This is a genomic window from Roseateles sp. SL47 (genome assembly GCF_026625885.1).
GTDB lineage: Bacteria > Pseudomonadota > Gammaproteobacteria > Burkholderiales > Burkholderiaceae_C > Roseateles.
This window is the reverse complement of record NZ_CP113068.1, coordinates 3,633,092-3,652,806: the sequence shown is the minus strand read 5'-3', so window position 1 is coordinate 3,652,806 and position 19,715 is coordinate 3,633,092. Positions and strand designations below refer to the sequence as shown.

Sequence of the window (19,715 nt, the reverse complement as noted above, 5' to 3'; positions counted from 1 at the left end):
GCCCTGATGGCCGTTTCTGTTTTTGACCTTTTCAAGATCGGGATCGGTCCCTCCAGCTCCCACACGGTCGGCCCGATGCGGGCGGCCCGGCTTTTTGTGCAGCGTCTGCGGCATGAAGGGCAGCTGGAGCGCACGGTGCGCGTGGCCACCGCGCTCTACGGTTCGCTCGGCGCCACCGGCAAGGGGCACGGGAGCGACAAGGCCGTGCTGCTCGGCTTGGCCGGCCATGAGCCGGACACGGTCGATGTGGAGGGCATTCCCGCGTTGCTGGAAGACATCCGGGGCCGCAAGCGCCTGGCGCTGGGCGGCGAGCATGAGATCGCCTTTGATGAAGCGCGGGACCTGGTGCTGTACCGGCGCCAGAGCCTGCCGCTGCATGCCAACGGCATGCGCCTGATCGCGTTTGATGCCGATGGCAACGAGCTGCAGAACCGGGTGTATTACTCGGTGGGTGGCGGTTTTGTGGTCACCGAAGAAGTGCTGGCCGATGGCTCCCGCCAGAAGCAGATTGCGCCGGACACGACGGTGCTGCCCTACCCCTTCAAGACCGGTGCCGAACTGCTGGCGCTGACCGAGCGCGAGCAATGCTCGATCGCCGAGATCATGCGGCGCAATGAGGGCCATTGGCGCAGCGATGAAGACACCCGCGCCGGCTTGCTGAACATCTGGCGGGTGATGCAGAGCTGTGTGCAGCGGGGCTGCCGCACCGAAGGCATTCTGCCGGGCGGTTTCAAGGTCCGCCGCCGCGCGGCTCAGTTGCACCGCGAACTCACCAGTGATGCCGAGGCCGCTCTGCGCGACCCGCTGCAGGTGATGGACTGGGTCAACCTGTATGCGCTGGCGGTGAATGAAGAGAACGCGGCGGGGGGACGGGTGGTGACGGCCCCCACCAACGGCGCCGCCGGCATCATCCCGGCCGTGCTGCACTACTACGCCCGCTTTGTGAACCCGCCGCCGCCAGCCCCGCGGGGTGGCGCCGAAGCATCTGGCGCCGGCCCTGGCGGGCGCACCAATCCGGCCCTGGGGGCACATGAAGACGGCATCATCGACTTCCTGCTGACGGCCGCCGCAATTGGCATTCTCTACAAGGAAAACGCCTCCATCTCCGGCGCCGAAGTGGGCTGTCAGGGGGAAGTGGGCGTGGCCTGTTCCATGGCCGCCGCTGCGCTCTGCGCGGTGATGGGCGGTACCCCGGCCCAGGTGGAAAACGCCGCCGAAATCGGCATGGAGCACCATCTGGGGCTGACCTGCGACCCGGTGGGCGGTCTGGTGCAGATCCCGTGCATCGAGCGCAATGCAATTGCCTCCGTGAAGGCCATCAATGCCGCCCGCATGGCGCTGCGCGGCGACGGCACCCACCATGTGAGCCTGGACAAGGTCATCAAGACCATGCGCGAAACCGGCGCGGACATGATGACGAAATACAAGGAAACAGCCCGCGGCGGGCTGGCGGTGAACATCGTCGAGTGCTGACGGACGATGGGAGGCGTGGCCTAACGCCAGGTTCACGCAAGGTTCTCGCCTTGCTCACGCCAGGTTCTCGCCAGGTTCACGCCTTGTTCACCCGATTGGCCAGGAACACCTCGCCAATATCCAGCGTACTCTCTTTGCCCACATGCTTGGCGCAATGCCCCAGCCACTTCAGCGCTGCGGCACGGCCCAGATCAAACAGTGTGGTCAGCAGCCGCCAATCGGTATTGAGCTTGCTCGACGCACCAAACGGCGCCAGGCCCGCCTCATCCGCAACGCGGTGCAGCCGCATCGCCTTGTAGTGACTCGGATCGACCCGACGGTCACGCAGCAGCCGCTGCACAAAGGCAATGGCCCGCAGTTCGGCCACCAGGCTGGCATTGAAGGTGATCTCGTTGATGCGGTCATCAATCTCGGCCGCCGTCTTCGGGATGCCAGCGTGCTCGCGCGGATTGATCTGCACCAGCAGCACATCATCGGTCTGTGTGCCGTAGACCAGCGGCCACAGCGCCGGGTTGCCGGAAAACCCGCCGTCCCAGAATGGCTCGCCGTCGATCACCACCGTCTGCGCGCTGCGGGGCAGGCAGGCCGAAGCCATCAGCGCTTCAATGCTCAAATCGCCGTCGCTGAACACCCGAGGCTGGCCGGTACGCACCGACGTGGCCGTGACAAACACCTTGATCGGCCCTTCACGCAGCGCCTGCTCGTCCACATGCTGGCGCACGATGTTGCGCAGCGGGTCGAGGTTGAACGGATTGAGTTGATAGGGACTCCACAGCCGCAGCCAGGCATCCCAGGCCACCGCCCCGGGCCACGCACTGCGGTTGTAGAGCCAGGCCGGCAAAGACGCCGGCGCGACCGTGTCCGCATGAGGCGTGGCCTCGCCCGCCAGGCCAAAGCAGGCCGGCACACCTGAAACCGCCTGCCAGAAGGCCCGCAGCGCCTCGCGCGCACCTGCGGCCCCGCCCTGGGCATAACCGGTGGCCAGCACCGCCGCATTCATCGCCCCGGCGCTGGTGCCGGACACCCCGTCCAGCGTCATCGACCCATCCTCCAGCAAGGCATCCAGCACGCCCCAGGTGAAGGCACCGTGCGAGCCGCCGCCTTGCAGGGCCAGGTCCAGGGGGCGTCCGGCAGCAGCCGACGAGCGGGAATGAGAGGCAGGTGCCATGGTGTTCTCTCCGGAAGACGCCCGGAATATAGCCGGGCGTCAGCCGCTGCGCAGGCCCTGCACCCGGCTCACTTCCCGCCGCGCAGCTTCGCCAACTGGGCCTGGGTCTCGTTCCACAGCTCCATGCCCACCTGCGTGGCCACACCGGCATTCACCCGGGTCAGCTTGTCGCGCATGCGAGCGGCTTCGGCGGGCGTCAGTTCATTGACCTGCATGCCCTTGGCCTTGAGCGCAGCCAAGGCCTTGGCCGCCTCGTCACGAGTGTCCTTGCGTTCAAAGTCGCGGCTGGCCACAGCGGCCTTTTGCAGCACGGCCTTCTCGTCCTTGGACAGACCGTCCCAGAACTTCTTGCTCACCGTCACGATCCACGGGCTGTAGACGTGATTGGTGATGGTCAGGTACTTCTGAACCTCGTAGAACTTGGCCGACAGGATCGTGTTGTAGGGATTCTCCTGCCCGTCCACCGCATTGGTTTCCAGCGCCGTGAACAGCTCGGAATACGGCAGGGGGACGGCATTGGCGCCCAACTGCTTGAAGCTGTCCAGGAAGACATTGTTCTGCATGACGCGCAGCTTGATGCCGTCCAGGTCTTCGAGCTTCGCCACGGGCCGCTTGCTGTTGGTGAGATTGCGGAAACCGTTCTCCCAATACACCAGGCCCACCATGCCCTTCTCTTCCAGCTTGGCGCGCACCTTGTCCCCCACCGGGCCATCCAGCAACGCATCGGCTTCACGGGTGTTGTTGATCAGAAAGGGCGTATCCCACAGCGCCATTTCCTTGGCAATGCCCACCAGCGTGGCGGTGGAGCCCACCATCATTTCCTGGGCGCCACCAATCAAGGCCTGTTGCATCTGGGTGTCCGGCCCCAGCGCCGCGCCGCCGATGGCACGCACCTTCATCTTGCCGCCGGAGAGCTTCAGCACCTCGTCCGCAAACACCTTGACCGCCCGGCCCTGGTTGCTGTTTTCCGCCAGACCGTACCCGAAGCGGATCAGGCGGGGCTTGATCTCCTGCGCAGCGGCCGGCAGGGCTGCCAGCAGCAGGGAAGCCGCAGCGGCGGCGAGGGTCAGACGACGAATCGGCAAGCACTTCATGGGAGTCTCCTTGTTGGACCTTGTCAACGCTGTGCGCTTGGGGTTGGGGTTGGGGTTGGGACCTTGTTGGATCAGTGGGATCGACGGTGCAGTCACCGCCACCAGTGCATCGGCACCGTGACCAGCGATGGGAAGCAGGTGAATGCCACCAGGATCAGCGCATAGGTGATGAGGAACGGATTCACGCCCCGGATGACCTGGTGCATGGACAGGCGCCCCACCCCCGCCACCACATTCAGTACCGTGCCCACCGGCGGGGTGATCAGGCCAATGGCGCCATTGAGCACGAACATCAGGCCGAAGTACACCGGGTCGATACCGGCCTTCACCGCGATCGGCAGCATCACCGGTGCAAAGATCAGGATGGTGGGGGTGAGATCCAGCGCCGTGCCGATAAGCACCAGCAGCACCATCATCAGCGCCATCAGCAGACGCGGCGATTCGATCAACCCGCCCAGCCACTGGGTGAGCACCCCCGGCAGGTCCGCCAGGGTGATCATGTAGCTGGCCACCTGGGCGCCCGCACACAGGAACATCACCACTGCGGTGGTCTTGGCTGCACGCACCAGCACGCCATGCAACTGGCCGAAGCTCATCTCACGGTGCACCAGGAAGCTGATGATCAGCGCGTAAAAGGCGGCCACCACGGCGGCCTCGGTGGGCGTGAACACCCCCGACTTCATGCCGCCGATGATGATCACCGGCATCAACAGCGCCCAGAAGGCCTTGAAGGTGGCACGCAGCCGATCGCCCCAGGGAAGGGCTTCGCCTTCCGGCAGATCGATCTTGCGCAGCTGCAGTTTCCAGGCCAGCAGCAGGCCCAGCCCCATCACCAGACCAGGCACGATGCCGGAGACAAACAGGGCCGAGATCGAGGTGTTGGTGGTCACCCCGTAGATCACGAAGGGCATGGACGGCGGAATGATCGGGGCGATGATGCCGCCCGAGGCGATCAGGCCGGCGGAGGTGGCCATGGGGTAGCCATGACGCTTCATCATTGGCAGCAGGATGGTGGCCAGCGCTGCGGTGTCGGCCAGGGCGGAGCCACTCATGCTGGCCATCAGCACGGCGGCCCCGATGGCCACGAATCCCAACCCACCCCGGATGTGCCCCACCCAGGCCTGGGCCATCTCGATGATGCGCCGGCTGATCCCGCCAGCATTCATCAGCTCACCGGCCAGGATGAAAAAGGGCACGGCCAGCAGCGGGAAGCTGTCGATGCCGGCCACCAGGTTTTGCGCCAGCAGTTGGGTGTCCCAGAAGTCCAGGGCCCAGGCCATGCCGGCGCCGGTGAGCACCAGTGCAAAAGCCATGGGGATGCCCAGGCCCATCAGCACCAGCATGCCAACGACGAAAACGATGAAGGAGAGTGCTTCGTTGCTCATGGTCGGCGTCACTCCACGTCCAGCTCGTGGTCCAGCTCCAACGGCCGGGCACGCACCAACTGCCACAAGGCCATGAGGCCGATCAGCGCACTGCTGAGGAGCGCCGGCAGCGGCAGCAGCGCATTGGAATAGCCCAGCACCACCGAGCGACTGTCCAGGCCCACGACCACCTGCTGCCAGGCGCCCCAGGCCACCATGACGGCAGCCGCCACCACGGCGATGCGGATCAGCGCAGCCACACCCATCATCAGCGTCTTGCGGCGCCGCAGCGGAAGCAGCAGGCTGGTGAAGGCCATGTGCTCACCCAGCGGATAAGCGGCCGTGGCGCCGATGAAGACCATCCACACAAACAGCAGCCGCGCCAGTTCCTCGCTGGCGGCCACACCACTGCCGAAGCCATAACGCAGCACCACATTCACAAACACGGCCAGCGCCATCACGCCCAGGCACAGGGCCATGGCGCCTTCGGCCAGGCGCAGCCAGAGCGGACGTGGCTCCGCCTGGGCGGGAGGCACGGATGGGAGCCCGGGCGGCACGGACGACGGCGGAGGAGCGGTGGTGGGTGTCATGGACCTGTCTCCGGGGAGGAAGAATGAGGAAGCGCGGATGACGATGCTGCCGCAGCTGCCGCTGCGGCATCTGTTGCGCCTGTGGCGGCGTCAGGACGCTGGACGGGCTGCGCCAAACGTTGCGCCAGGATCGATTGCAGTTGATCCTCGAGCGCAAGCTCCGCCGAAACGGTCATCACACCGGCCTCCCCCACAGGCGATTCCAGCGTGGCGAACTGGCTTTCCACCAGGCTCGCCGGGAAGATGTGGCCGGCTGCACGGGCGGTCACCCGGGCCAAGGCCAGGTCCCGGCTGATGTCGATGTAAACAAACTGCAGTGGGGGATGGGCCGTGCGCAGGCGGTCCCGATACGCCCGCTTCAAGGCCGAGCAGCTGAGCACCACCGGCCCGGGCGCCTGCAACAAGGCGCCGAGCCGGTCGAGCCAGCCCCAACGGTCCTCATCGGTGAGCGCTTGGCCCGCCTGCATCTTGGCAATCGAGGACGGAGAATGATGGGCATCGCCCTCAATGAAGGGCCAGCGCAGACTGCGCGCCAACGCCGCACCGACACTGGTCTTGCCACAGCCCGCCACCCCCATCACCACGATGGAGGCCGCCGGGGCCAGGGAGGTCTCTTCTTCAGCCATTGGCGTCTGGCCTTCCTTGTTCGCCATCCATTGGATAGCGCTGTCCCATTATTAAAAAAGAGACGGCGAAACCTTCGCCGTCCGGTTGTCTCCTGCTGCGGCTGCCTGAGGCAGCTCGCGCCCTTGCGGCCGGTGGTGGATCTCTCAGGGGATCTACCGCTCCTGCCGCCGGGTGGGTAGCGCTATCCTACGCCGGAGCGCCACGCACCATGCTAGGGAAAATACGCACCATGACACAGCCACCTGCCCCGAAACGACGCCGTGCGACTGGCCGGGTCACATTGCAGGATGTGGCGGTGGCAGCGGGGGTGAGCCCCATTACCGCATCGCGGGCCTTGCGTGGGGAACGCGGGGTGGCGGCGGACCTGGTGGAGCGGGTGCAGGTGGCGGTGCGGGCGCTGGGGTATGTGCCGGACCCGGCCGCCCGGGCACTGGCTTCGGCGCGCAGCAACCAGGTGGTGCTGCTGATTCCCTTGTTGTCCAACGCACTGTTTGTGGACCTGCTGGACGCGGCCCAGCGCACACTGCTGTCGGCGGGCTACCAGAGCATGATCGGTGTGACGCACTATCAGCCGGAGGAAGAGGAGGCACTGCTGCGCACCTACCTGATGAACCGTCCTGCGGGGCTGCTGGTGACGGGCTTTGATCGCACCGATGCGGCGCGCAGCTTGCTGATGGGCAGCGGTGTGCCTTGTGTACACCTGATGGAAAACCGGCAAGGCAGCGGGTTGTATTCGGTGGGGTTTTCGCAGGAAGAAGCCGGCCGCGCGATGACGCAGGCCCTGCGGGACCGGGGCTACCGCCGGATTGCCTTTGCGGCCGCGCAACTGGACCCGCGCACGCTGCAACGGGCCACCGGCTACCGGGCGGCGTTGGGCGCGCTGCATGACCCGCAGCTGGAGTTCATGGATGCGGCGCCCTCCTCATTTGCGCTGGGCGCGCAGATGTTTGATCGGGTGCTGGCCGAAGCGCCGGACGTGGACGCCATCTTTTTCAACAACGACGACCTGGCCCAGGGCGCGCTGCTCCAAGCCCTGCGCCGCGGCATCCAGGTGCCGGGCCAGGTGGCGATTGCGGGCTTCAATGACCTGACGGGGGGGGAGCAGATGCTGCCCCCGCTCTCCACCGTCCGCACCCCTCGCGGCGAGATCGGCCTGAGGGCGGCAGAGATGCTGATCACCCTGATGCGCGGCGAGGCGGTGGAACAGCCGTGTGTGGACCTGGGGTTTGAGCTGCTGATGCGAGGCAGTTGCTGATCATGCTGGGGGTGTGCTGCAGCCCCCACTTCAGACTGACTGTGGCCTGGAGCTGTGAGGGGGCGCAGGGGAACGGAACTGGGAAGAGCCGGGCCTTGGTGGGTTAAGGCGGGCGAAAACCTTGGCGGGACAGGCACTTAGCCCATGCCCGGTCAAACGCCGCCAGAAAGCGCGGGCGCACGATCTGAGGCCCACGGGGGCGGACGACAGCGGAAACTGTCATGGGGCCTGTTCTGGCCCGCGCAGGACCATTTCATAGGGCCAGACGGGCCGAAGCGCCAGCAATGGGCTGATGGAGCGCTTCCACCTTCGAGCGAGAAGCTGGAAGTGAACTTCCAGCTTTCGGGCCACTTCCACCTTTCTAGTAATCAGCAGCAACATCAACAACTTAGCGCTACGGCGCGCAAGAGGGGCTTCGGGGAAAGGTGGAAGTATGAAACCGCCCTTGAAACCCGGTTATCCACAGGTTCAAAGTGCGTTGCAGCCCTTCTTCCTGGCGCGGGACGCTCACTGCCACGCAAGCACTGGCCTGCCGGGATCGATAGGGGCGTCGGGAGGCAGAACGATGGCCCGCAAGGGTGTGGCCTCGGACGCCGATGACCTGGCAGCGGCGGCCCGTGCGCATCTGCAGCACGGCGCCGAATGGCGGCACCTCACCCCACGAGACGTGGAGCTTCACCATCGCCCAGGCCGACGCGGCCATCAGGTCTCGGCTGGGCCGGAGAACAGGTCGGGCTCACGCTCGCGGTAGGCCGCGAAGTGAGCCGGGCAGAGGTGCCGGTTCTTGGCGACCTGGTGCGCGTGTGCGTCACACAGTGGCGCGTCGCAGGTCCGGCCGTCGCTCATTTCGTGATCGCAGAGGAAGCTGCTGATGCAGGCGCAGCGCTCGTCCTTGCCCTCGATCCATGCGCGCGCGACGCATGGGGCCGGTGGGTTCTTGGAGCCGCGGCCGCCGAGCTTGATGTGCATGAAGCCGGGGCGACCGGGCTGCTGGCGATACACGGGCATCGTCAGCTCACCTGACGTCAGTCAGCGCTGGGATGGGAGACCGCCGATTCCATGCGTCGATAGCGGTCTGGCGAATACGCTCCCAGTAGGCATCGGATTCGCTGCCATCTGGCTCAGGCGCACGTTCACCGAGAACGCAGGCGGCACATTTGCAACGCACGATCCAGATCGTGCGAGCGTCTTCAAGCACCGGCTCGGCGTGGCCGCAGAACGGGCATGGAAGGAGGCGCGGCTCGATCTGTTGATCCACAGCTTCGCTCATTGACGGCTCTCCTCGATTAGCTCAGCGGGACAACCGCCGAAAGGGGGTGGGCCCCTCCCCGGGTTACCCTGGCGGTCACCACAACTGCCAACCCGAGGAGGGTTCCCATGAAACGACAAATTCTCTGCGTGAAGTGCAAGGCGTTGCTCGTGACGGTCAGCGATGCGGGGCAAGAGTTCAAGCACGCCAACCAGCTCAAAGTTGGCCCGATCAAGGAAGACGGTTCGCGGACCACGGACCTGGTCTGCACGAAGTGTGGCGCGTTGACTCCCTTCGACATCGAGACGCCCCCCGAGCTTCACTGATCGCTCGGCCAGACGTACCGAGTGCCAGGCTGCAGCTCGACGGCGCCACCTTCATCAGGCACCGCATCCACCAAGGCGCGCAGGTTCACGGCCGGCTCGCCTTGGCCCGTGGCATCGCGGGCAGAAGCGCAGCCGGCATGGAGTACTTCCAACTCGAAGACCTGCACCCCGTGCTGGCTGCTGTCCAGCAGCTTCAGATCGTAGGCGCGGAAGGGGTTCAGCTTCTGGGCCAGTCGCATCGCGGCTTCGCGGTAGCTGCTGGTGGAACTGGCGCGCTGGCCCTGCACCGTCTGGGTCTGATATGCGCCGTTGCGGTCGCGCACGCTGAAGATGGTCTTGGTGATCACAATCGCTCCTTGCTGCTTGTTCAAACCGCCGTCGCCAGCGGCTTGAAAAAGCCCCGGCCAACTGCACCGGGGAAATCGGGTGTGACACCCGATCAGGGAGGACAACGGATAGGCATCAAAGGGGCTGTGACTGGCTCCTCTTGGCTTTTTCAAACTGCCATCGCAGCGGCTTGAAAAAGCCCCGGCCGTACTGCGCCGGGGAAATCAGGCATCGCCTGATCAGGGAGAGGTTGGGTTACACGTCGAGAGGGCCGATCTGGATGCGTGTGTCCGCCTTCGTCGCAGGCATCGGCCTGAAGCGACGAGGGAAGAAATCGCAGTAGGTGTCCGTCGCCGCATGGCCATAGAACACCTTGCAGTGCTTGAAGTGCGCACAATCGCTGCAGGTTTCACCGACCGGCAGCTCCATGCAGGTGCTGCCGGTGCATGCTTTGTCGGTGCAGCAGCCGTGCCGCCAGGCGCTCATCGCACGGGCCCCGTGAGCTTTAGCGGCTCATGGCCGATGGACTTGGCGCGATGCTTGTGAGAAGCCTCAGGCTCTTCGCGAGCAACGACCACCTGCTTGGGCTGAACGATGGTGAGCGAGGCACGCGCCGGCTCAGCTTCGTGCTGCACCTCATAGACCATCTCCAGGCCGCCGCGGTAGTCCTGCCGCGCCTTGACAGCAGACGCGAGGATACCCACCAGGCGCTGACCATCGGCAAGGGGGACGAGGTAGCCGTCGTGGCCGATCTCCACGTAAGCCATCGGCTTCTGCGCGATGGCCGGTTTCTTGTTCGTTGCCATTAAGCAAGGTCCTTCTTCACCAGTTTCCAGAAATGCCGCTCCGACACGTCGTAGCGGCGGCAGATGTCTTGCACGGGCTCGCCGGCCTCGTAGCGGCGGGCGATGTCGCGGTTGCGGACCAGCCGCATGGCCGCGGCGCACTTGGGCACCTGGATCTCGACGTCGCCCCAGCGCTCGGCGTACTTGATCGCGGCCGCTTCGCCGACGATCTGCACGAGGCGGTCAAAGCGCTGTGAAACGCGCTTCAAAGGCCAGCCCGGCACACAGAATGAAAGTCCGCCCATCGCATTGATGAGCTGCATGGCCGGCACCTCTCCCATGACCTCGATCAGCTCCAGCGCCAGGCGCGGCAGCTCGCCAGCGGCCTGCTGCACGGCGCGGCCGCGTGCGCGGTCTGTCGGGTCGAAGAGATCCAGCTGCTCTTGCATATCAGCGTCCAGATGCGGCGACCCGACGTTGCTGGACCTGCAGAGCCGCCACCAGGTCGTGGAGCTGGTCGGCCTGCAGCCACTCGTAGAACTGCACGCCATACATGCGCTGCGCGATGCCATCGGCGTAGGTGTCGGGCAGCTTGCCCAACGCGATGAGTTGGGCCCGGACCTTGCGGCACATGGCCGCGACCTCGGGCGCCGGCGTCGGACGCTTCGGACGGCTGGCACTGACGCCGGTGAAGCCGCAGCGCTTGAGGTGATCCAGCACCTTGGCGCGCCCAGCGTGATCGAGCTGTTTGGCGCTGCGCACGCGCGCGACTGCCCAGAGCATGTCGCGATAGGTGTCGTCGTCCATGCCCAGCTGCTTCTTGGCGATGTGGATCTGCGCCAGGTCGTTGTTGCGCGGCGGTGCTGGGCGAGCACGGCCGTGCTGTTGTCGCACGGTGTTCATCAAACCTCCAGAGCGGCCGCCAGGGCCGCGTCGACGCGTTGCAGCCAGGCCGTGACGCCGCGTGCCTGTTGAGCGTCCAGCGTCACCGTCTCGCCGTTGGCACGGATGACCAGGTGGCCGCTGCTCTCCAGGGCGCACGACCAGGTCGGCGCGAGCGTCGGCTCTCCGCGCACTTCGGTGCGCTGGGTGCGCGTGGCCTTGGGGCCGGTGCCTGCCGTGGGTGTCGAGGGCTGCGCCGGTCGAACGTTCTTGCGGCCCGACTGGCGACCCTCTGCGCTGGCCTCGCCCTTCTTGTTCAGCCAGGCGTGAAAGCCGCCCATAGCCGTCTTTGCCTTCAGGCGGAATTTGATCTGCGACCCTTTCCTACCGTTGGACTCGACCAGGCCTTCCTCCACCAGCTCGCGCAGGACTCGGCTGGCCGTAGCTTGGGCGATGCCCGCCACCTTGGCCAGCGCTGCGCCCGAACCCTCGCCCCGTTTCAAAACGTCCAGCAAGACCCGCCGATTGCGCTCTTGGGCGGCGTTCTGGGCAGGCTTCGGTGCAGCGGGTGCTGACGGCACGGCGCTGGTGTCGAAGACGGAGTTCATCGCGCCCGCGGGCTTCTCCGCCGGGGCGGCTCCTGCGGGCGTGTGAATGACGGTTTGCATCAGCATGGGATCGTCCTCGCTGAAATCGGGGGCTGTCATGAATGCGCTGCGCAAGGTCGAGGAGTGATCGCGTGAGCAATACCCACAAGATCACCCAGGACGGCAAGCTGCCCATCGGCGTCGAGGTCGACGGTGTGCTGCATCGCGACTTCACGCTGCGCCCGGCCGTCGTGGCCGACAACATCGACGCCATCACCGAGGTCGGCACGGCGAACTCGGTGGCGCTGAACGCAGCCGTCTTCGCGCGCCAACTGGTCAAGCTCGGCACGCTGACGCCCAAGCAGATCGACTACAACCTGGTCGCCAGCATGCACGTCGCCGACTTCGACGAGTTGGACCGCCGTGCGCTCGAGCTGCAAAAAAAACTGCTGCTCGGCGGCGCGGACTCGAATGGTGGGTCGTCGTCCGAGCAACCCTCGCCCGCCACGGAATCCCACCGGACCACGCCTTAGGGCTGGAGATGCCCGAGCTGGTGGCGCTGCTGGAAGCACTCGCGCCAAAGCGCCGCCGCGGTGGGCCGTCCAGTGAGGACGGCTCTATCACTTACGTCAGCCTGAGAAAGAAGAAGCCCTGATGGACAACCAGCACAAGCAGATCACCGGCTATCGCGACCTGAGCCAGGCGGAGATCGATGGCATGAACCGCATCAAGGCGCATGCCCAGCAGATCGGCGCGCTGTTCGACGAGCTGAAGGACGTGCCTGGCATCGACCAGCGCTGGCTGTCTGTCGGCCGCACGCATTGCCAGCAAGGCTTTATGGCGGCCACGCGCGCGATCGCGCAGCCCACCACGTTCTGACCTGAGTCCGCGCTGCTGTGGCCGACCCGCTCAAGCTATCACTCGACCTCAGCCTGAATGACCGGCTGGTGGGGCCGCTCAAGCGTGCCTTGGGGGAGGTGCGTTCGGAGCTGGGCAAGGTCGTCAGCGGACTGAACAAGATCGCCGGAGTCGGCGACCAGGCCGCGCGTGGACTGGCTCTCGTGGGGGCACGCACCAGCGTCGTCGGCAGGGCCGCCCAGGAGGCCGAGCGCGGCCTTCGCGGCATGCAATCGGAGCTGGGCGGGCTCGCAGAGCGCAGCAGCAAGGTCGCGGACAACCTCCAGAAGTTGAACCGCGAAGCTGCAGGGCTGCGGAACCTCGCGCGGGCCACGAAAGAAGTGGGTGACGCATCGAAGGACGCCGAGCGCAAGACCAACGCGTTCAACCGCGTTCGGGCTGCGGCTGGCGTGGTCGCCGGGGCCACCGCGGCCTCGGCCGTGATCGCCGCACCCGCGCGACGCGCTGCGGATTACGACACAGAGTTGCGTAGCCTGGCCAACACCGCCTACGCAGGACAGAGTCTCGATGCTCGCCGCGACGGCCTGCGAGGACTTGATGCCTCCATTACCAGCGCTGTGCGAGCGGGCGGCGGAACGCGTGAGCAGGCGCTGAGCACCCTCAACGAACTAGTGGCCAGCGGCGTTTTCACCAACGTCACCGAGGCAACTGCAATGCTGCCGACGCTGCAGCGCGCGGGCACCGCGAGCGGGGCAAGCCCGGTCGAGCTGGCGCGCATCGCGATTCGCGCCAGGCAGACATTCGGCATTCCAAGCGATCAGACAGGCCGAGTGCTCGGCATGGCGATGGCGTCAGGGCAGGCAGGCGGCTTCGAGCTCAAGGACATGGCCAAGTGGCTGCCACAACAAATGGCGGCTGCACGCAGTTTGGGGCTAAGCGGAACATCCGGTCTCGCTCAACTGCTCGCTGCGAACCAAGCCAGCGTGATCACCGCCGGCAGCAAGGACGAGGCCGGCAACAACCTGGTCAACCTATTGGCCAAGATCAATAGCAGCGATACCGCCAACGACTTCAAGAAACTCGGCATCGACCTTCCAGGGACGCTGGCCGCAGCGCGCGGCAAGGGCGTGGACGGACTCAATGCCTTCGTCAACATGGTGGACAAGATCGTGGCATCTGATCCACGCTTCATGGAGGCTCGTCAGGGTGCATCAAGCGCCAGCAACGATGAGCGCCGCGCATCGTTCTCGGCCCAGCAGGACATCCTGCAGGGATCGGCCATCGGGAAGGTCATCCAAGACCGCCAGGCGCTGATGTCGCTGGTCGGGCTGATGAACAACCGTGCCTACGTTGGGGATGTTCTAAAGACCACAGAAGCCGGTGATGAGCGCACGATCAGCGAGGCGCTGGCGCTATTCCAAGAGGGTGCCGGCTACAAGTTCGACCAGCGGGCCTTCGAGGTGCAACAGGCCCAGACCCAGGCGATGAACGCTTCCAACAGCGTCATCGCGAAGCTGGCCGAGGCGCAGACCGATCTCTACAAGCGCTACCCGGGCTTCGGCGAGGCGCTGGAAGGCGCCAAGGTGGCGGTTACTGCCTTCTCCGCAGCGGTCGCGGCAAGCGGCCTGGTGAATCTTCTGACCGGAGGCGGTGGTGGTCTGATCGCCCGTGGTGCTGGCGCCGCGCTCGGCGCCGGCGGCAGCCTGGTGGCCGCCGCTGGCGGTGCCGGAGCGCTTGCCGTCGGTGGTGCCGGAGTGCTGGCGGCCGGCGCTGTAGGCTACGGAGCCGGTTCGCTCGCCTACAAGGGCATCGAGGGCACCAAGGTGGCTGATGGCATCGGCGAGACCATCGCACAGGTGATGACATTCTTCGGCAATCAGGAGGCGCAGGAGGCGCTCAACTCCAACCGCCAGGCCGAGGCCGCGCAGGCGCTGGAGGCTGCAGCCGCCGCGATGGCCAACCGCCCGCCCATCAAGGTCATGATCAACGGCCGCGAAATCACCTCTGTGGTGGACGAGCAGGTCGAGTGGTACAGCCGCCGGCAGTAAGGGAGTGACGCATGTGGTCTGAAACCCTCCTTCAAGCCAGCTTCAAGGGCATCGAATTCGACATCGAGTCGGTCAGCGACTCGGTGCAGCGTGCGGCGGTCACGAACGAGTACCCCTACCGCGATGGCGCCGAGGTCGAGGATCTGGGCGTCGGCCCTCAGCGCATCCGCTTCACGGCCATCATTTTCAACACGCGGCCGCGGCGTGGCAGCGAGGCCGCGCAGGACGACTACGAGGCGCGCCTGGCCACGTTGCTGGCCGCGCTGCGCAGTGCCGACACTGGCCGCCTAGTGCATCCGGTGTTCGGCAACATTGACCGTGCGGTCTGCACCAGCTGGACCGTTGAGCACGAGGCGGACTTCCGTGACGGCTGCAAGCTGAACCTGGAGTTCGTCGAGAGCCGCACGGCCGACCGGATTTTCCAGACCCCATCGCCCGTCCTGGCCGGCGAAGCCGTCAGCGCCCAGGCTGATCAGGCGCGTTCCGCAGCGGACGACGCCCTGACGGTGCGCGTCCAGAAAGTCATGAAGGGCCCGGTGCCGCTGCAGCTCAACCTGCGCTCGCAGATGCAGTCCGCGCTGGGGAAGTTGCGCACTCTGGTGGACACCACCGCGCTCAAGCAGCGCCTGAGCGAACTAGATCCGCTCTTCTACCCGCAGGCCTATGTCGCTGACGCCCGCAACGTGCTGGACCGCGCGCTGCAGGGCCTGCCGTTCGGCGGCCGCAATATCCTCTTTAGTGGCAGCTCGGTGAGCAACTCGTCGACAGGCACGGCTGCACGATCCGGCCTGGCCGACTTTGACCGAGCTTCTGCCGCGCTCGCGCCAGCCCAGATCGCGCTGCTGGCGCCGAACGCGGACGCGCTGATGGTGCAGGCCCACGCCCGCACGCACGCAGGCTGCTGCCTGGCCGAAGCGGCCATCATCGTGCTGACGGGCGAGCTGGATGAGCAGCTGCTGGACGCCACCGACGTGGAGCAGATCGCAGGCAACACCCGAGCGGCGCTGCAGGCGGCCCTGGAGGACCTGCGTGCCGCGGCGGGCCCCGAGTCAGCCGGAGCGGTTGCGGCTGCCAGCGCGAGTCTGCGCGCCGTGGCCTTCCAGGTGCAGCAAGCAGCTCGCGCGGTGATTGAGCTTCGCCCGCCGGTGCAACTGCGTGCAGCGCCCTTGAGTGGGCCGCTGCGCCTGGTGGCTCACGGGCTCTACGGCGACCATACGCGCGCCGCCGAGCTGTTGCGCCTGAACGCCTGGGGTCGTCGCCTGGTGGTGGAACGCGGCGAGAAGGTGAAGGCCTATGCCCGCTGATCAGGTCGAGCTGCTCGTCGGTGGCCTCGCGCATGCAGGCTGGCAGCGCTATGAGATCGACTCCAGCCTGCTGCTAGCGGCAGACGCATGGAACATGAGCCTGAGCGCCAACGAGCTGGCTGTGCCCGCCGCGCTTAAGCCTGGCGCCGAGGTCAAGGTTCGTGTGGGCGGAGAGACAGTGCTGGTCGGCCTGATCGATGACATCGACCACCAGGTGGCACGTGGCGAGCATCGCCTGCAGCTGACTGGCCGCGACAACGCCGGCGTGCTGGTGGACTGCAGCGCGCCCATCTTCACGCAGCAGCAGATGACGCTGCTGCAGATCATCGACAAGGTCGTGAAGAAGCTGCTGCCCAGCGTCCGCTTCAGCGTAGACGCGGAACGCCAGCTGCAGCGCGACCGGGTCATGACCGAGCCCGGTGACACGGCTTGGGACATGCTGCAGCGCGCGGCTGAAGCCAATGGCCTGTGGCCCTGGTTCGAGCCCGATGGCAGCCTGGTGGTTGGCGGTCCGCACTACGACACGGACCCGGTCGGAACGCTAGCGCTGCGCCGCGACGGTATCGGTAACAACGTCTTGTCGCTCGCGGAGAAGCGCAGCCAGGCCGACCGCTACAGCGAGATCACCGTGTTGGGCCAGAGCGGCGCCATCGGTATTCGCAGCGGCCGCCACAACGTGAAGCGCACTGTGCGTGACGACGGCGTGTCTGCCTATCGTCCCAAGATCCTTTGCGACTTCGAGGCGACCAACGAAGAGATCGCCGCAGCGCGCGGCAGCAAGCTCATCAGCGACGGTCGCCTGCGTGCCTATGACCTGCGCGCCACCGTGGCCGGCCACCGCGCGCCCAACGGCAAGCTGTGGGCCGCTGGCCAGCGTGTGCGCGTGGTGAGCGAGCCGCATGGCCTCGACGGCATCTACTTCGTCATCTCGCGGCGCATCTCGGGGGATCGCATGCGCGGCCAGGTCACGGACCTGACGCTGAAGGAAGACGGCGCCTGGGCTTTGTATGCCCACCCGAGCAAGCGCAAGCACCGCCGCGGCAAGAACAGCGTGCCGGGCCGGATCATCGACGCGACGACCGGAGCGGCACCATGACGCGGATGGTCGAAGCCATGCGGCGCCAAGTGGAGCGCGCGGCCGCCGGCGCCCGGCTTGCCTTCCGAGGCCTGCTGACGAGTTTGCAGCTCAGACCCAAGGTTCAACTCGCCAGCGGCGAAGGCCTGGCCGGCGAGCAGCTCGATCGCGTCGAGCTGATGCAGCAGTTCGGCTTCACCAGCGCACCGCCGGCGGGCACGCAACTCATCGTGCTGCCGCTCGGCGGCCGCAGCAGTGCGGCCGTCATCGTGGCCACCGAGCACGGCGCCTACCGCTTCCAGCTCGACCAGGCCGGCGAGGCCTGCCTCTACAACCAGTGGGGCGACTTCGTCCACCTCCGCGCCGACCGCACCATCCACATGGTCAGCCAGGCCAAGGTGCTGATCGAGACCGATAAGGTGCAGATCAACGCGGCCAGCAGCGTGACCATAACGACGCCGCAGTTCACGGTTGACGCGAGTGGCGGTGTGGCGCTGAACACGCCAACCGTCGCCGCCTCGCACAACGTCACTGCCGGCGCCAATATCACGGCCGATGGCGAGGTGGCCGACGCCGGCGGTGCCAAGACCATGAGCGGCATGCGTGCCGTCTACAACGGCCACAAGCACCCGGAGAACAACGTCTCTGGCGGCAGCACCAACACGCCGAGCGCGGCGATGTGAGGCAAGCGATGAGCGACACCTACATTGACCCCATCTCTGCCGACTATGTGCAGTCGGCCGGCGACTTGGCCCGCGATCCAGCGGACGGTCTGGCCAACGCCGTGTACCTGCGCGTGATGACGCCGCTGGGCAGCTGGTGGGCCGACACGTCGCTGGGCTCCCGCCTGCACGAGCTGCAGCGCGAGAAGGACGTGCCGCGCGTGCAGCGCCTAGCGGTGCAGTTTGTTCAGCAATGCCTGCAGCCGCTGGTCGACGACGGCCGAGCGCTCGCAGTCGATGTGCAGGCCGAGCATGCGTCCGGGCGGCTGAACCTGCTGGTGACGATCACCGACGCGGGTCAAGCCGAGCGAACTTTCGACTTCTTCATCAAGGTCGGTTGAATGGCCATTGAAATCCCCGACTTCGACACGCTGCGCGCGCGCTACCTGCAGCAGGTGGCCAACCAGCAGCCCCAGGCGGCCACCGGCAGCGACAGCGACCACTACGTGCGCGCCAGCGCCGTCGCGGCCGCCGTCGAGAGCCTGCATCAGCACATCTGGTGGCTGGCACGCCAGCACTTCCCGGACACAGCCGATCCGGACTACTTGGAACGTCAAGCGTCCCTTTACGGCCTCGCCCGCAAGGCGGCCGCCGTTGCCTCAGGCACGGTGACGCTGACCGGAGAGGCGACAACTCCCGTCAGCGCCGGGCTGCTGCTGCAGGCGGCGAACGGACAGCAGTACGAGGTGACCGAGAACACGGCCATCGGCGGCTCGGGCTCGGTCAACGTGGCGGCCTGGGCGCTGCTGGCCGGGCCCGCTGGCAATCTGTCGCCCACCGATCCGCTGACCATCGTCGTTCCGGTGGCTGGCATCACTGCGGCGGCCGTGGCCACGATGGACGGCGGCGACGTGTCGGAGGACGACGCTTCACTGCGCGCGCGTCTACTGGAACGCATGCGCAACGCGCCCGCCGGCGGCAACTCGGCCGACTACGTGCGGTGGGCCACCGAGGTGGCCGGCGTCGGCCGCGCCTGGTGCTTTGGCGGTCGTCGCGGCTTGGGCACTGTGGACGTTGCGATCAGGGCTCTCGATGGACTGCCGAGCGCGGGGCTCATCGAAGCGGTGGAAGACCACATCGAGGAGCACCGCCCGGTGACGAGTGACGTGCTCGTGCTGCAGCCCGATCTGGTCGAGATCAACATCACGGCTACCGTGATCCTCTCCGGCGTCTCACTCGCATCGGCCCAGGCGTCGGCGGCGACGGCCATTGCGGCCTACGTGGATCAGCTAGCGCCGGGAGACACGGTGTACCTGAGTCGCCTGTCGGCTGCTATCCAGGACGTGCCTGGCGTCGTCAACGTCGTCATCACCGCACCAGTCGCCAATGTGGAGACATCGGTGAATGTGCTTCATCTGGAATTGGCCCAGATGGGCACGTTGACGCTGGGGGTGTGACGATGGCTTCGACCCATATGGATATCCTTGCCCGGCTGCTACCGCCGGTGGCCTACGACTCGCGCGGCCCTGCGCTCGCTGCCGAGCTGGCCGCGATGGCGGCACTGCTCGACGATGGTCTTGACCTTGGCGGCGTTCTGGATGGCGAGCTGGACCCTCGCAGCACCTACGCCTTGCTCGACGAGTTCGAGCAAACCTATGGTCTCCCGGATGCCTGCGCCGAGGTGGACGGCCAGACCATCGCCGACCGTCGCTTGGCGTTGGTCACGCGCATCACCGCTCGCGGATCGCAGCAGCCGGCCTACTACGAGGCGCTCGCCGAGGCACTCGGCTATCCGGGCACCAGGGTCTACGAGTACACGCCCTGGACCTGCACCGACACCTGCGCAGAGCCGGTTGCCTCGGCCGACTGGCGCTTCGTGTGGGTCATGCAGATGCCGCAGTCGGAACGTGTTACCTACTTCACTGCGGGCAGCCCCTGTATCGAGCCCTTGGCCAACTGGTCTTCGATTGAATCCATCACGTGTGTCGTCAACAGGCTGAAGCCGGCGCACACCACCTGTTTCTTTGACTTCGGAGTCTGA

The 19,715-nt window shown here is 66.3% G+C and carries 25 protein-coding genes; 12 read left to right on the top strand and 13 right to left on the bottom strand.

Annotation, left to right across the window (positions count from 1 at the left end; translation table 11 throughout):
• Positions 1-6 precede the first annotated feature (6 nt).
• Positions 7-1,473, top strand: a complete 1,467-nt coding sequence (locus OU995_RS16170; RefSeq protein WP_267831039.1) for an L-serine ammonia-lyase — start codon at positions 7-9, stop codon at positions 1,471-1,473.
• A 76-nt stretch (positions 1,474-1,549) separates the two neighbouring features.
• Here OU995_RS16170 and OU995_RS16165 read toward each other — a convergent pair whose 3' ends face one another.
• From OU995_RS16165 to OU995_RS16145, 5 genes are all read right to left on the bottom strand, one after another.
• Positions 1,550-2,641, bottom strand: coding sequence for a patatin-like phospholipase family protein (locus tag OU995_RS16165; RefSeq protein ID WP_267831038.1), 1,092 nt, complete (start codon positions 2,639-2,641; stop codon positions 1,550-1,552).
• A gap of 68 nt (positions 2,642-2,709) precedes the next feature.
• On the bottom strand, positions 2,710-3,735 hold the full coding sequence (locus OU995_RS16160) for a TRAP transporter substrate-binding protein (protein WP_267831037.1): 1,026 nt from the start codon (positions 3,733-3,735) through the stop codon (positions 2,710-2,712).
• A gap of 92 nt (positions 3,736-3,827) precedes the next feature.
• Positions 3,828-5,120: a TRAP transporter large permease gene (locus tag OU995_RS16155; protein WP_267831036.1), complete on the bottom strand. Its 1,293-nt coding sequence runs from the start codon at positions 5,118-5,120 to the stop codon at positions 3,828-3,830.
• Between the two features lie 8 nt (positions 5,121-5,128).
• Entirely contained in the window at positions 5,129-5,689 is a 561-nt protein-coding gene (locus tag OU995_RS16150) for a TRAP transporter small permease (protein ID WP_420714734.1), read from the bottom strand.
• Positions 5,686-6,315, bottom strand: a complete 630-nt coding sequence (locus OU995_RS16145) for a gluconokinase (RefSeq protein ID WP_324288569.1) — start codon at positions 6,313-6,315, stop codon at positions 5,686-5,688. The genes OU995_RS16150 and OU995_RS16145 overlap by 4 nt, the downstream gene beginning before the upstream one ends.
• Before the next feature lie 230 nt (positions 6,316-6,545).
• Here OU995_RS16145 and OU995_RS16140 point away from each other — a divergent pair, with 230 nt between their 5' ends.
• Positions 6,546-7,571 (top strand): LacI family DNA-binding transcriptional regulator, encoded by a 1,026-nt coding sequence (locus OU995_RS16140; protein WP_267831035.1) that lies wholly within the window; start codon positions 6,546-6,548, stop codon positions 7,569-7,571.
• Between the two features lie 702 nt (positions 7,572-8,273).
• On the opposite strand, the gene OU995_RS16135 is transcribed toward OU995_RS16140, so the two are convergent.
• Together OU995_RS16135 and OU995_RS16130 are read right to left on the bottom strand one after the other, a co-directional pair.
• Complete coding sequence (locus OU995_RS16135) at positions 8,274-8,579, bottom strand: hypothetical protein (RefSeq protein WP_267831034.1); 306 nt, start codon at positions 8,577-8,579, stop codon at positions 8,274-8,276.
• A gap of 7 nt (positions 8,580-8,586) precedes the next feature.
• A complete protein-coding gene (locus OU995_RS16130) occupies positions 8,587-8,841 on the bottom strand; it encodes a Lar family restriction alleviation protein (RefSeq protein WP_267831033.1) in 255 nt (84 codons plus the stop codon).
• Positions 8,842-8,948: 107 nt separating this feature from the next.
• Here OU995_RS16130 and OU995_RS16125 point away from each other — a divergent pair, with 107 nt between their 5' ends.
• On the top strand, positions 8,949-9,146 hold the full coding sequence (locus OU995_RS16125) for a hypothetical protein (protein WP_267831032.1): 198 nt from the start codon (positions 8,949-8,951) through the stop codon (positions 9,144-9,146).
• On the opposite strand, the gene OU995_RS16120 is transcribed toward OU995_RS16125, so the two are convergent.
• From OU995_RS16120 to OU995_RS16095, 6 genes are all read right to left on the bottom strand, one after another.
• Positions 9,140-9,493, bottom strand: a complete 354-nt coding sequence (locus OU995_RS16120; protein ID WP_267831031.1) for a hypothetical protein — start codon at positions 9,491-9,493, stop codon at positions 9,140-9,142. The two genes, OU995_RS16125 and OU995_RS16120, sit on opposite strands and share 7 nt — an antisense overlap.
• 235 nt (positions 9,494-9,728) lie before the next feature.
• Positions 9,729-9,902, bottom strand: coding sequence for a hypothetical protein (locus tag OU995_RS16115; RefSeq protein WP_267831030.1), 174 nt, complete (start codon positions 9,900-9,902; stop codon positions 9,729-9,731).
• Positions 9,903-9,955: 53 nt separating this feature from the next.
• Entirely contained in the window at positions 9,956-10,279 is a 324-nt protein-coding gene (locus OU995_RS16110) for a hypothetical protein (protein WP_267831029.1), read from the bottom strand.
• Positions 10,279-10,707: a Mor transcription activator family protein gene (locus tag OU995_RS16105; protein WP_267831028.1), complete on the bottom strand. Its 429-nt coding sequence runs from the start codon at positions 10,705-10,707 to the stop codon at positions 10,279-10,281. The genes OU995_RS16110 and OU995_RS16105 overlap by 1 nt, the downstream gene beginning before the upstream one ends.
• A 1-nt stretch (position 10,708) precedes the next feature.
• A complete protein-coding gene (locus tag OU995_RS16100; protein WP_267831027.1) occupies positions 10,709-11,161 on the bottom strand; it encodes a gp16 family protein in 453 nt (150 codons plus the stop codon).
• Positions 11,161-11,847: a winged helix-turn-helix domain-containing protein gene (locus OU995_RS16095; protein ID WP_267831026.1), complete on the bottom strand. Its 687-nt coding sequence runs from the start codon at positions 11,845-11,847 to the stop codon at positions 11,161-11,163. The genes OU995_RS16100 and OU995_RS16095 overlap by 1 nt, the downstream gene beginning before the upstream one ends.
• Positions 11,848-11,879: 32 nt before the next feature.
• On the opposite strand from OU995_RS16095, the gene OU995_RS16090 reads away from it, so the two are divergent.
• The 9 genes from OU995_RS16090 (at position 11,880) to OU995_RS16050 (ending at position 19,715) form a co-directional block, all read left to right on the top strand.
• Positions 11,880-12,260 carry a hypothetical protein gene (locus OU995_RS16090; protein WP_267831025.1) on the top strand — a complete coding sequence of 127 codons (381 nt, stop codon included), beginning with the start codon at positions 11,880-11,882 and terminating at the stop codon, positions 12,258-12,260.
• Positions 12,261-12,381: 121 nt separating this feature from the next.
• On the top strand, positions 12,382-12,606 hold the full coding sequence (locus OU995_RS16085; RefSeq protein WP_267831024.1) for a DUF7681 family protein: 225 nt from the start codon (positions 12,382-12,384) through the stop codon (positions 12,604-12,606).
• A 17-nt stretch (positions 12,607-12,623) separates the two neighbouring features.
• Positions 12,624-14,633 (top strand): phage tail tape measure protein, encoded by a 2,010-nt coding sequence (locus OU995_RS16080; RefSeq protein WP_267831023.1) that lies wholly within the window; start codon positions 12,624-12,626, stop codon positions 14,631-14,633.
• Between the two features lie 11 nt (positions 14,634-14,644).
• Positions 14,645-15,937 carry a DNA circularization N-terminal domain-containing protein gene (locus OU995_RS16075; protein ID WP_267831022.1) on the top strand — a complete coding sequence of 431 codons (1,293 nt, stop codon included), beginning with the start codon at positions 14,645-14,647 and terminating at the stop codon, positions 15,935-15,937.
• Complete coding sequence (locus OU995_RS16070) at positions 15,927-17,033, top strand: phage baseplate assembly protein (RefSeq protein WP_267831021.1); 1,107 nt, start codon at positions 15,927-15,929, stop codon at positions 17,031-17,033. The genes OU995_RS16075 and OU995_RS16070 overlap by 11 nt, the downstream gene beginning before the upstream one ends.
• A complete protein-coding gene (locus tag OU995_RS16065) occupies positions 17,030-17,695 on the top strand; it encodes a phage baseplate assembly protein V (protein WP_267831020.1) in 666 nt (221 codons plus the stop codon). The genes OU995_RS16070 and OU995_RS16065 overlap by 4 nt, the downstream gene beginning before the upstream one ends.
• Before the next feature lie 8 nt (positions 17,696-17,703).
• Positions 17,704-18,075: a phage GP46 family protein gene (locus OU995_RS16060; RefSeq protein WP_267831019.1), complete on the top strand. Its 372-nt coding sequence runs from the start codon at positions 17,704-17,706 to the stop codon at positions 18,073-18,075.
• Entirely contained in the window at positions 18,076-19,131 is a 1,056-nt protein-coding gene (locus OU995_RS16055; protein ID WP_267831018.1) for a baseplate J/gp47 family protein, read from the top strand.
• 17 nt (positions 19,132-19,148) lie between these two features.
• Positions 19,149-19,715 carry a putative phage tail protein gene (locus tag OU995_RS16050; protein ID WP_267831017.1) on the top strand — a complete coding sequence of 189 codons (567 nt, stop codon included), beginning with the start codon at positions 19,149-19,151 and terminating at the stop codon, positions 19,713-19,715.

Excerpts from the sequence above, each read along its gene's own strand:
- OU995_RS16170 (WP_267831039.1), top strand. The coding sequence starts at position 7 with ATGGCCGTTTCTGTTTTTGACCTTTTCAAGATCGGGATCGGTCCCTCC.
- OU995_RS16165 (WP_267831038.1), bottom strand. The coding sequence starts at position 2,641 with ATGGCACCTGCCTCTCATTCCCGCTCGTCGGCTGCTGCCGGACGCCCC.
- OU995_RS16160 (WP_267831037.1), bottom strand. The coding sequence starts at position 3,735 with ATGAAGTGCTTGCCGATTCGTCGTCTGACCCTCGCCGCCGCTGCGGCT.
- OU995_RS16155 (WP_267831036.1), bottom strand. The coding sequence starts at position 5,120 with ATGAGCAACGAAGCACTCTCCTTCATCGTTTTCGTCGTTGGCATGCTG.
- OU995_RS16150 (WP_420714734.1), bottom strand. The coding sequence starts at position 5,689 with ATGACACCCACCACCGCTCCTCCGCCGTCGTCCGTGCCGCCCGGGCTC.
- OU995_RS16145 (WP_324288569.1), bottom strand. The coding sequence starts at position 6,315 with ATGGCTGAAGAAGAGACCTCCCTGGCCCCGGCGGCCTCCATCGTGGTG.
- OU995_RS16140 (WP_267831035.1), top strand. The coding sequence starts at position 6,546 with ATGACACAGCCACCTGCCCCGAAACGACGCCGTGCGACTGGCCGGGTC.
- OU995_RS16135 (WP_267831034.1), bottom strand. The coding sequence starts at position 8,579 with ATGCCCGTGTATCGCCAGCAGCCCGGTCGCCCCGGCTTCATGCACATC.
- OU995_RS16130 (WP_267831033.1), bottom strand. The coding sequence starts at position 8,841 with ATGAGCGAAGCTGTGGATCAACAGATCGAGCCGCGCCTCCTTCCATGC.
- OU995_RS16125 (WP_267831032.1), top strand. The coding sequence starts at position 8,949 with ATGAAACGACAAATTCTCTGCGTGAAGTGCAAGGCGTTGCTCGTGACG.
- OU995_RS16115 (WP_267831030.1), bottom strand. The coding sequence starts at position 9,902 with ATGGAGCTGCCGGTCGGTGAAACCTGCAGCGATTGTGCGCACTTCAAG.
- OU995_RS16110 (WP_267831029.1), bottom strand. The coding sequence starts at position 10,279 with ATGGCAACGAACAAGAAACCGGCCATCGCGCAGAAGCCGATGGCTTAC.
- OU995_RS16105 (WP_267831028.1), bottom strand. The coding sequence starts at position 10,707 with ATGCAAGAGCAGCTGGATCTCTTCGACCCGACAGACCGCGCACGCGGC.
- OU995_RS16100 (WP_267831027.1), bottom strand. The coding sequence starts at position 11,161 with ATGAACACCGTGCGACAACAGCACGGCCGTGCTCGCCCAGCACCGCCG.
- OU995_RS16095 (WP_267831026.1), bottom strand. The coding sequence starts at position 11,847 with ATGACAGCCCCCGATTTCAGCGAGGACGATCCCATGCTGATGCAAACC.
- OU995_RS16085 (WP_267831024.1), top strand. The coding sequence starts at position 12,382 with ATGGACAACCAGCACAAGCAGATCACCGGCTATCGCGACCTGAGCCAG.
- OU995_RS16075 (WP_267831022.1), top strand. The coding sequence starts at position 14,645 with ATGTGGTCTGAAACCCTCCTTCAAGCCAGCTTCAAGGGCATCGAATTC.
- OU995_RS16070 (WP_267831021.1), top strand. The coding sequence starts at position 15,927 with ATGCCCGCTGATCAGGTCGAGCTGCTCGTCGGTGGCCTCGCGCATGCA.
- OU995_RS16065 (WP_267831020.1), top strand. The coding sequence starts at position 17,030 with ATGACGCGGATGGTCGAAGCCATGCGGCGCCAAGTGGAGCGCGCGGCC.
- OU995_RS16060 (WP_267831019.1), top strand. The coding sequence starts at position 17,704 with ATGAGCGACACCTACATTGACCCCATCTCTGCCGACTATGTGCAGTCG.
- OU995_RS16055 (WP_267831018.1), top strand. The coding sequence starts at position 18,076 with ATGGCCATTGAAATCCCCGACTTCGACACGCTGCGCGCGCGCTACCTG.
- OU995_RS16050 (WP_267831017.1), top strand. The coding sequence starts at position 19,149 with ATGGATATCCTTGCCCGGCTGCTACCGCCGGTGGCCTACGACTCGCGC.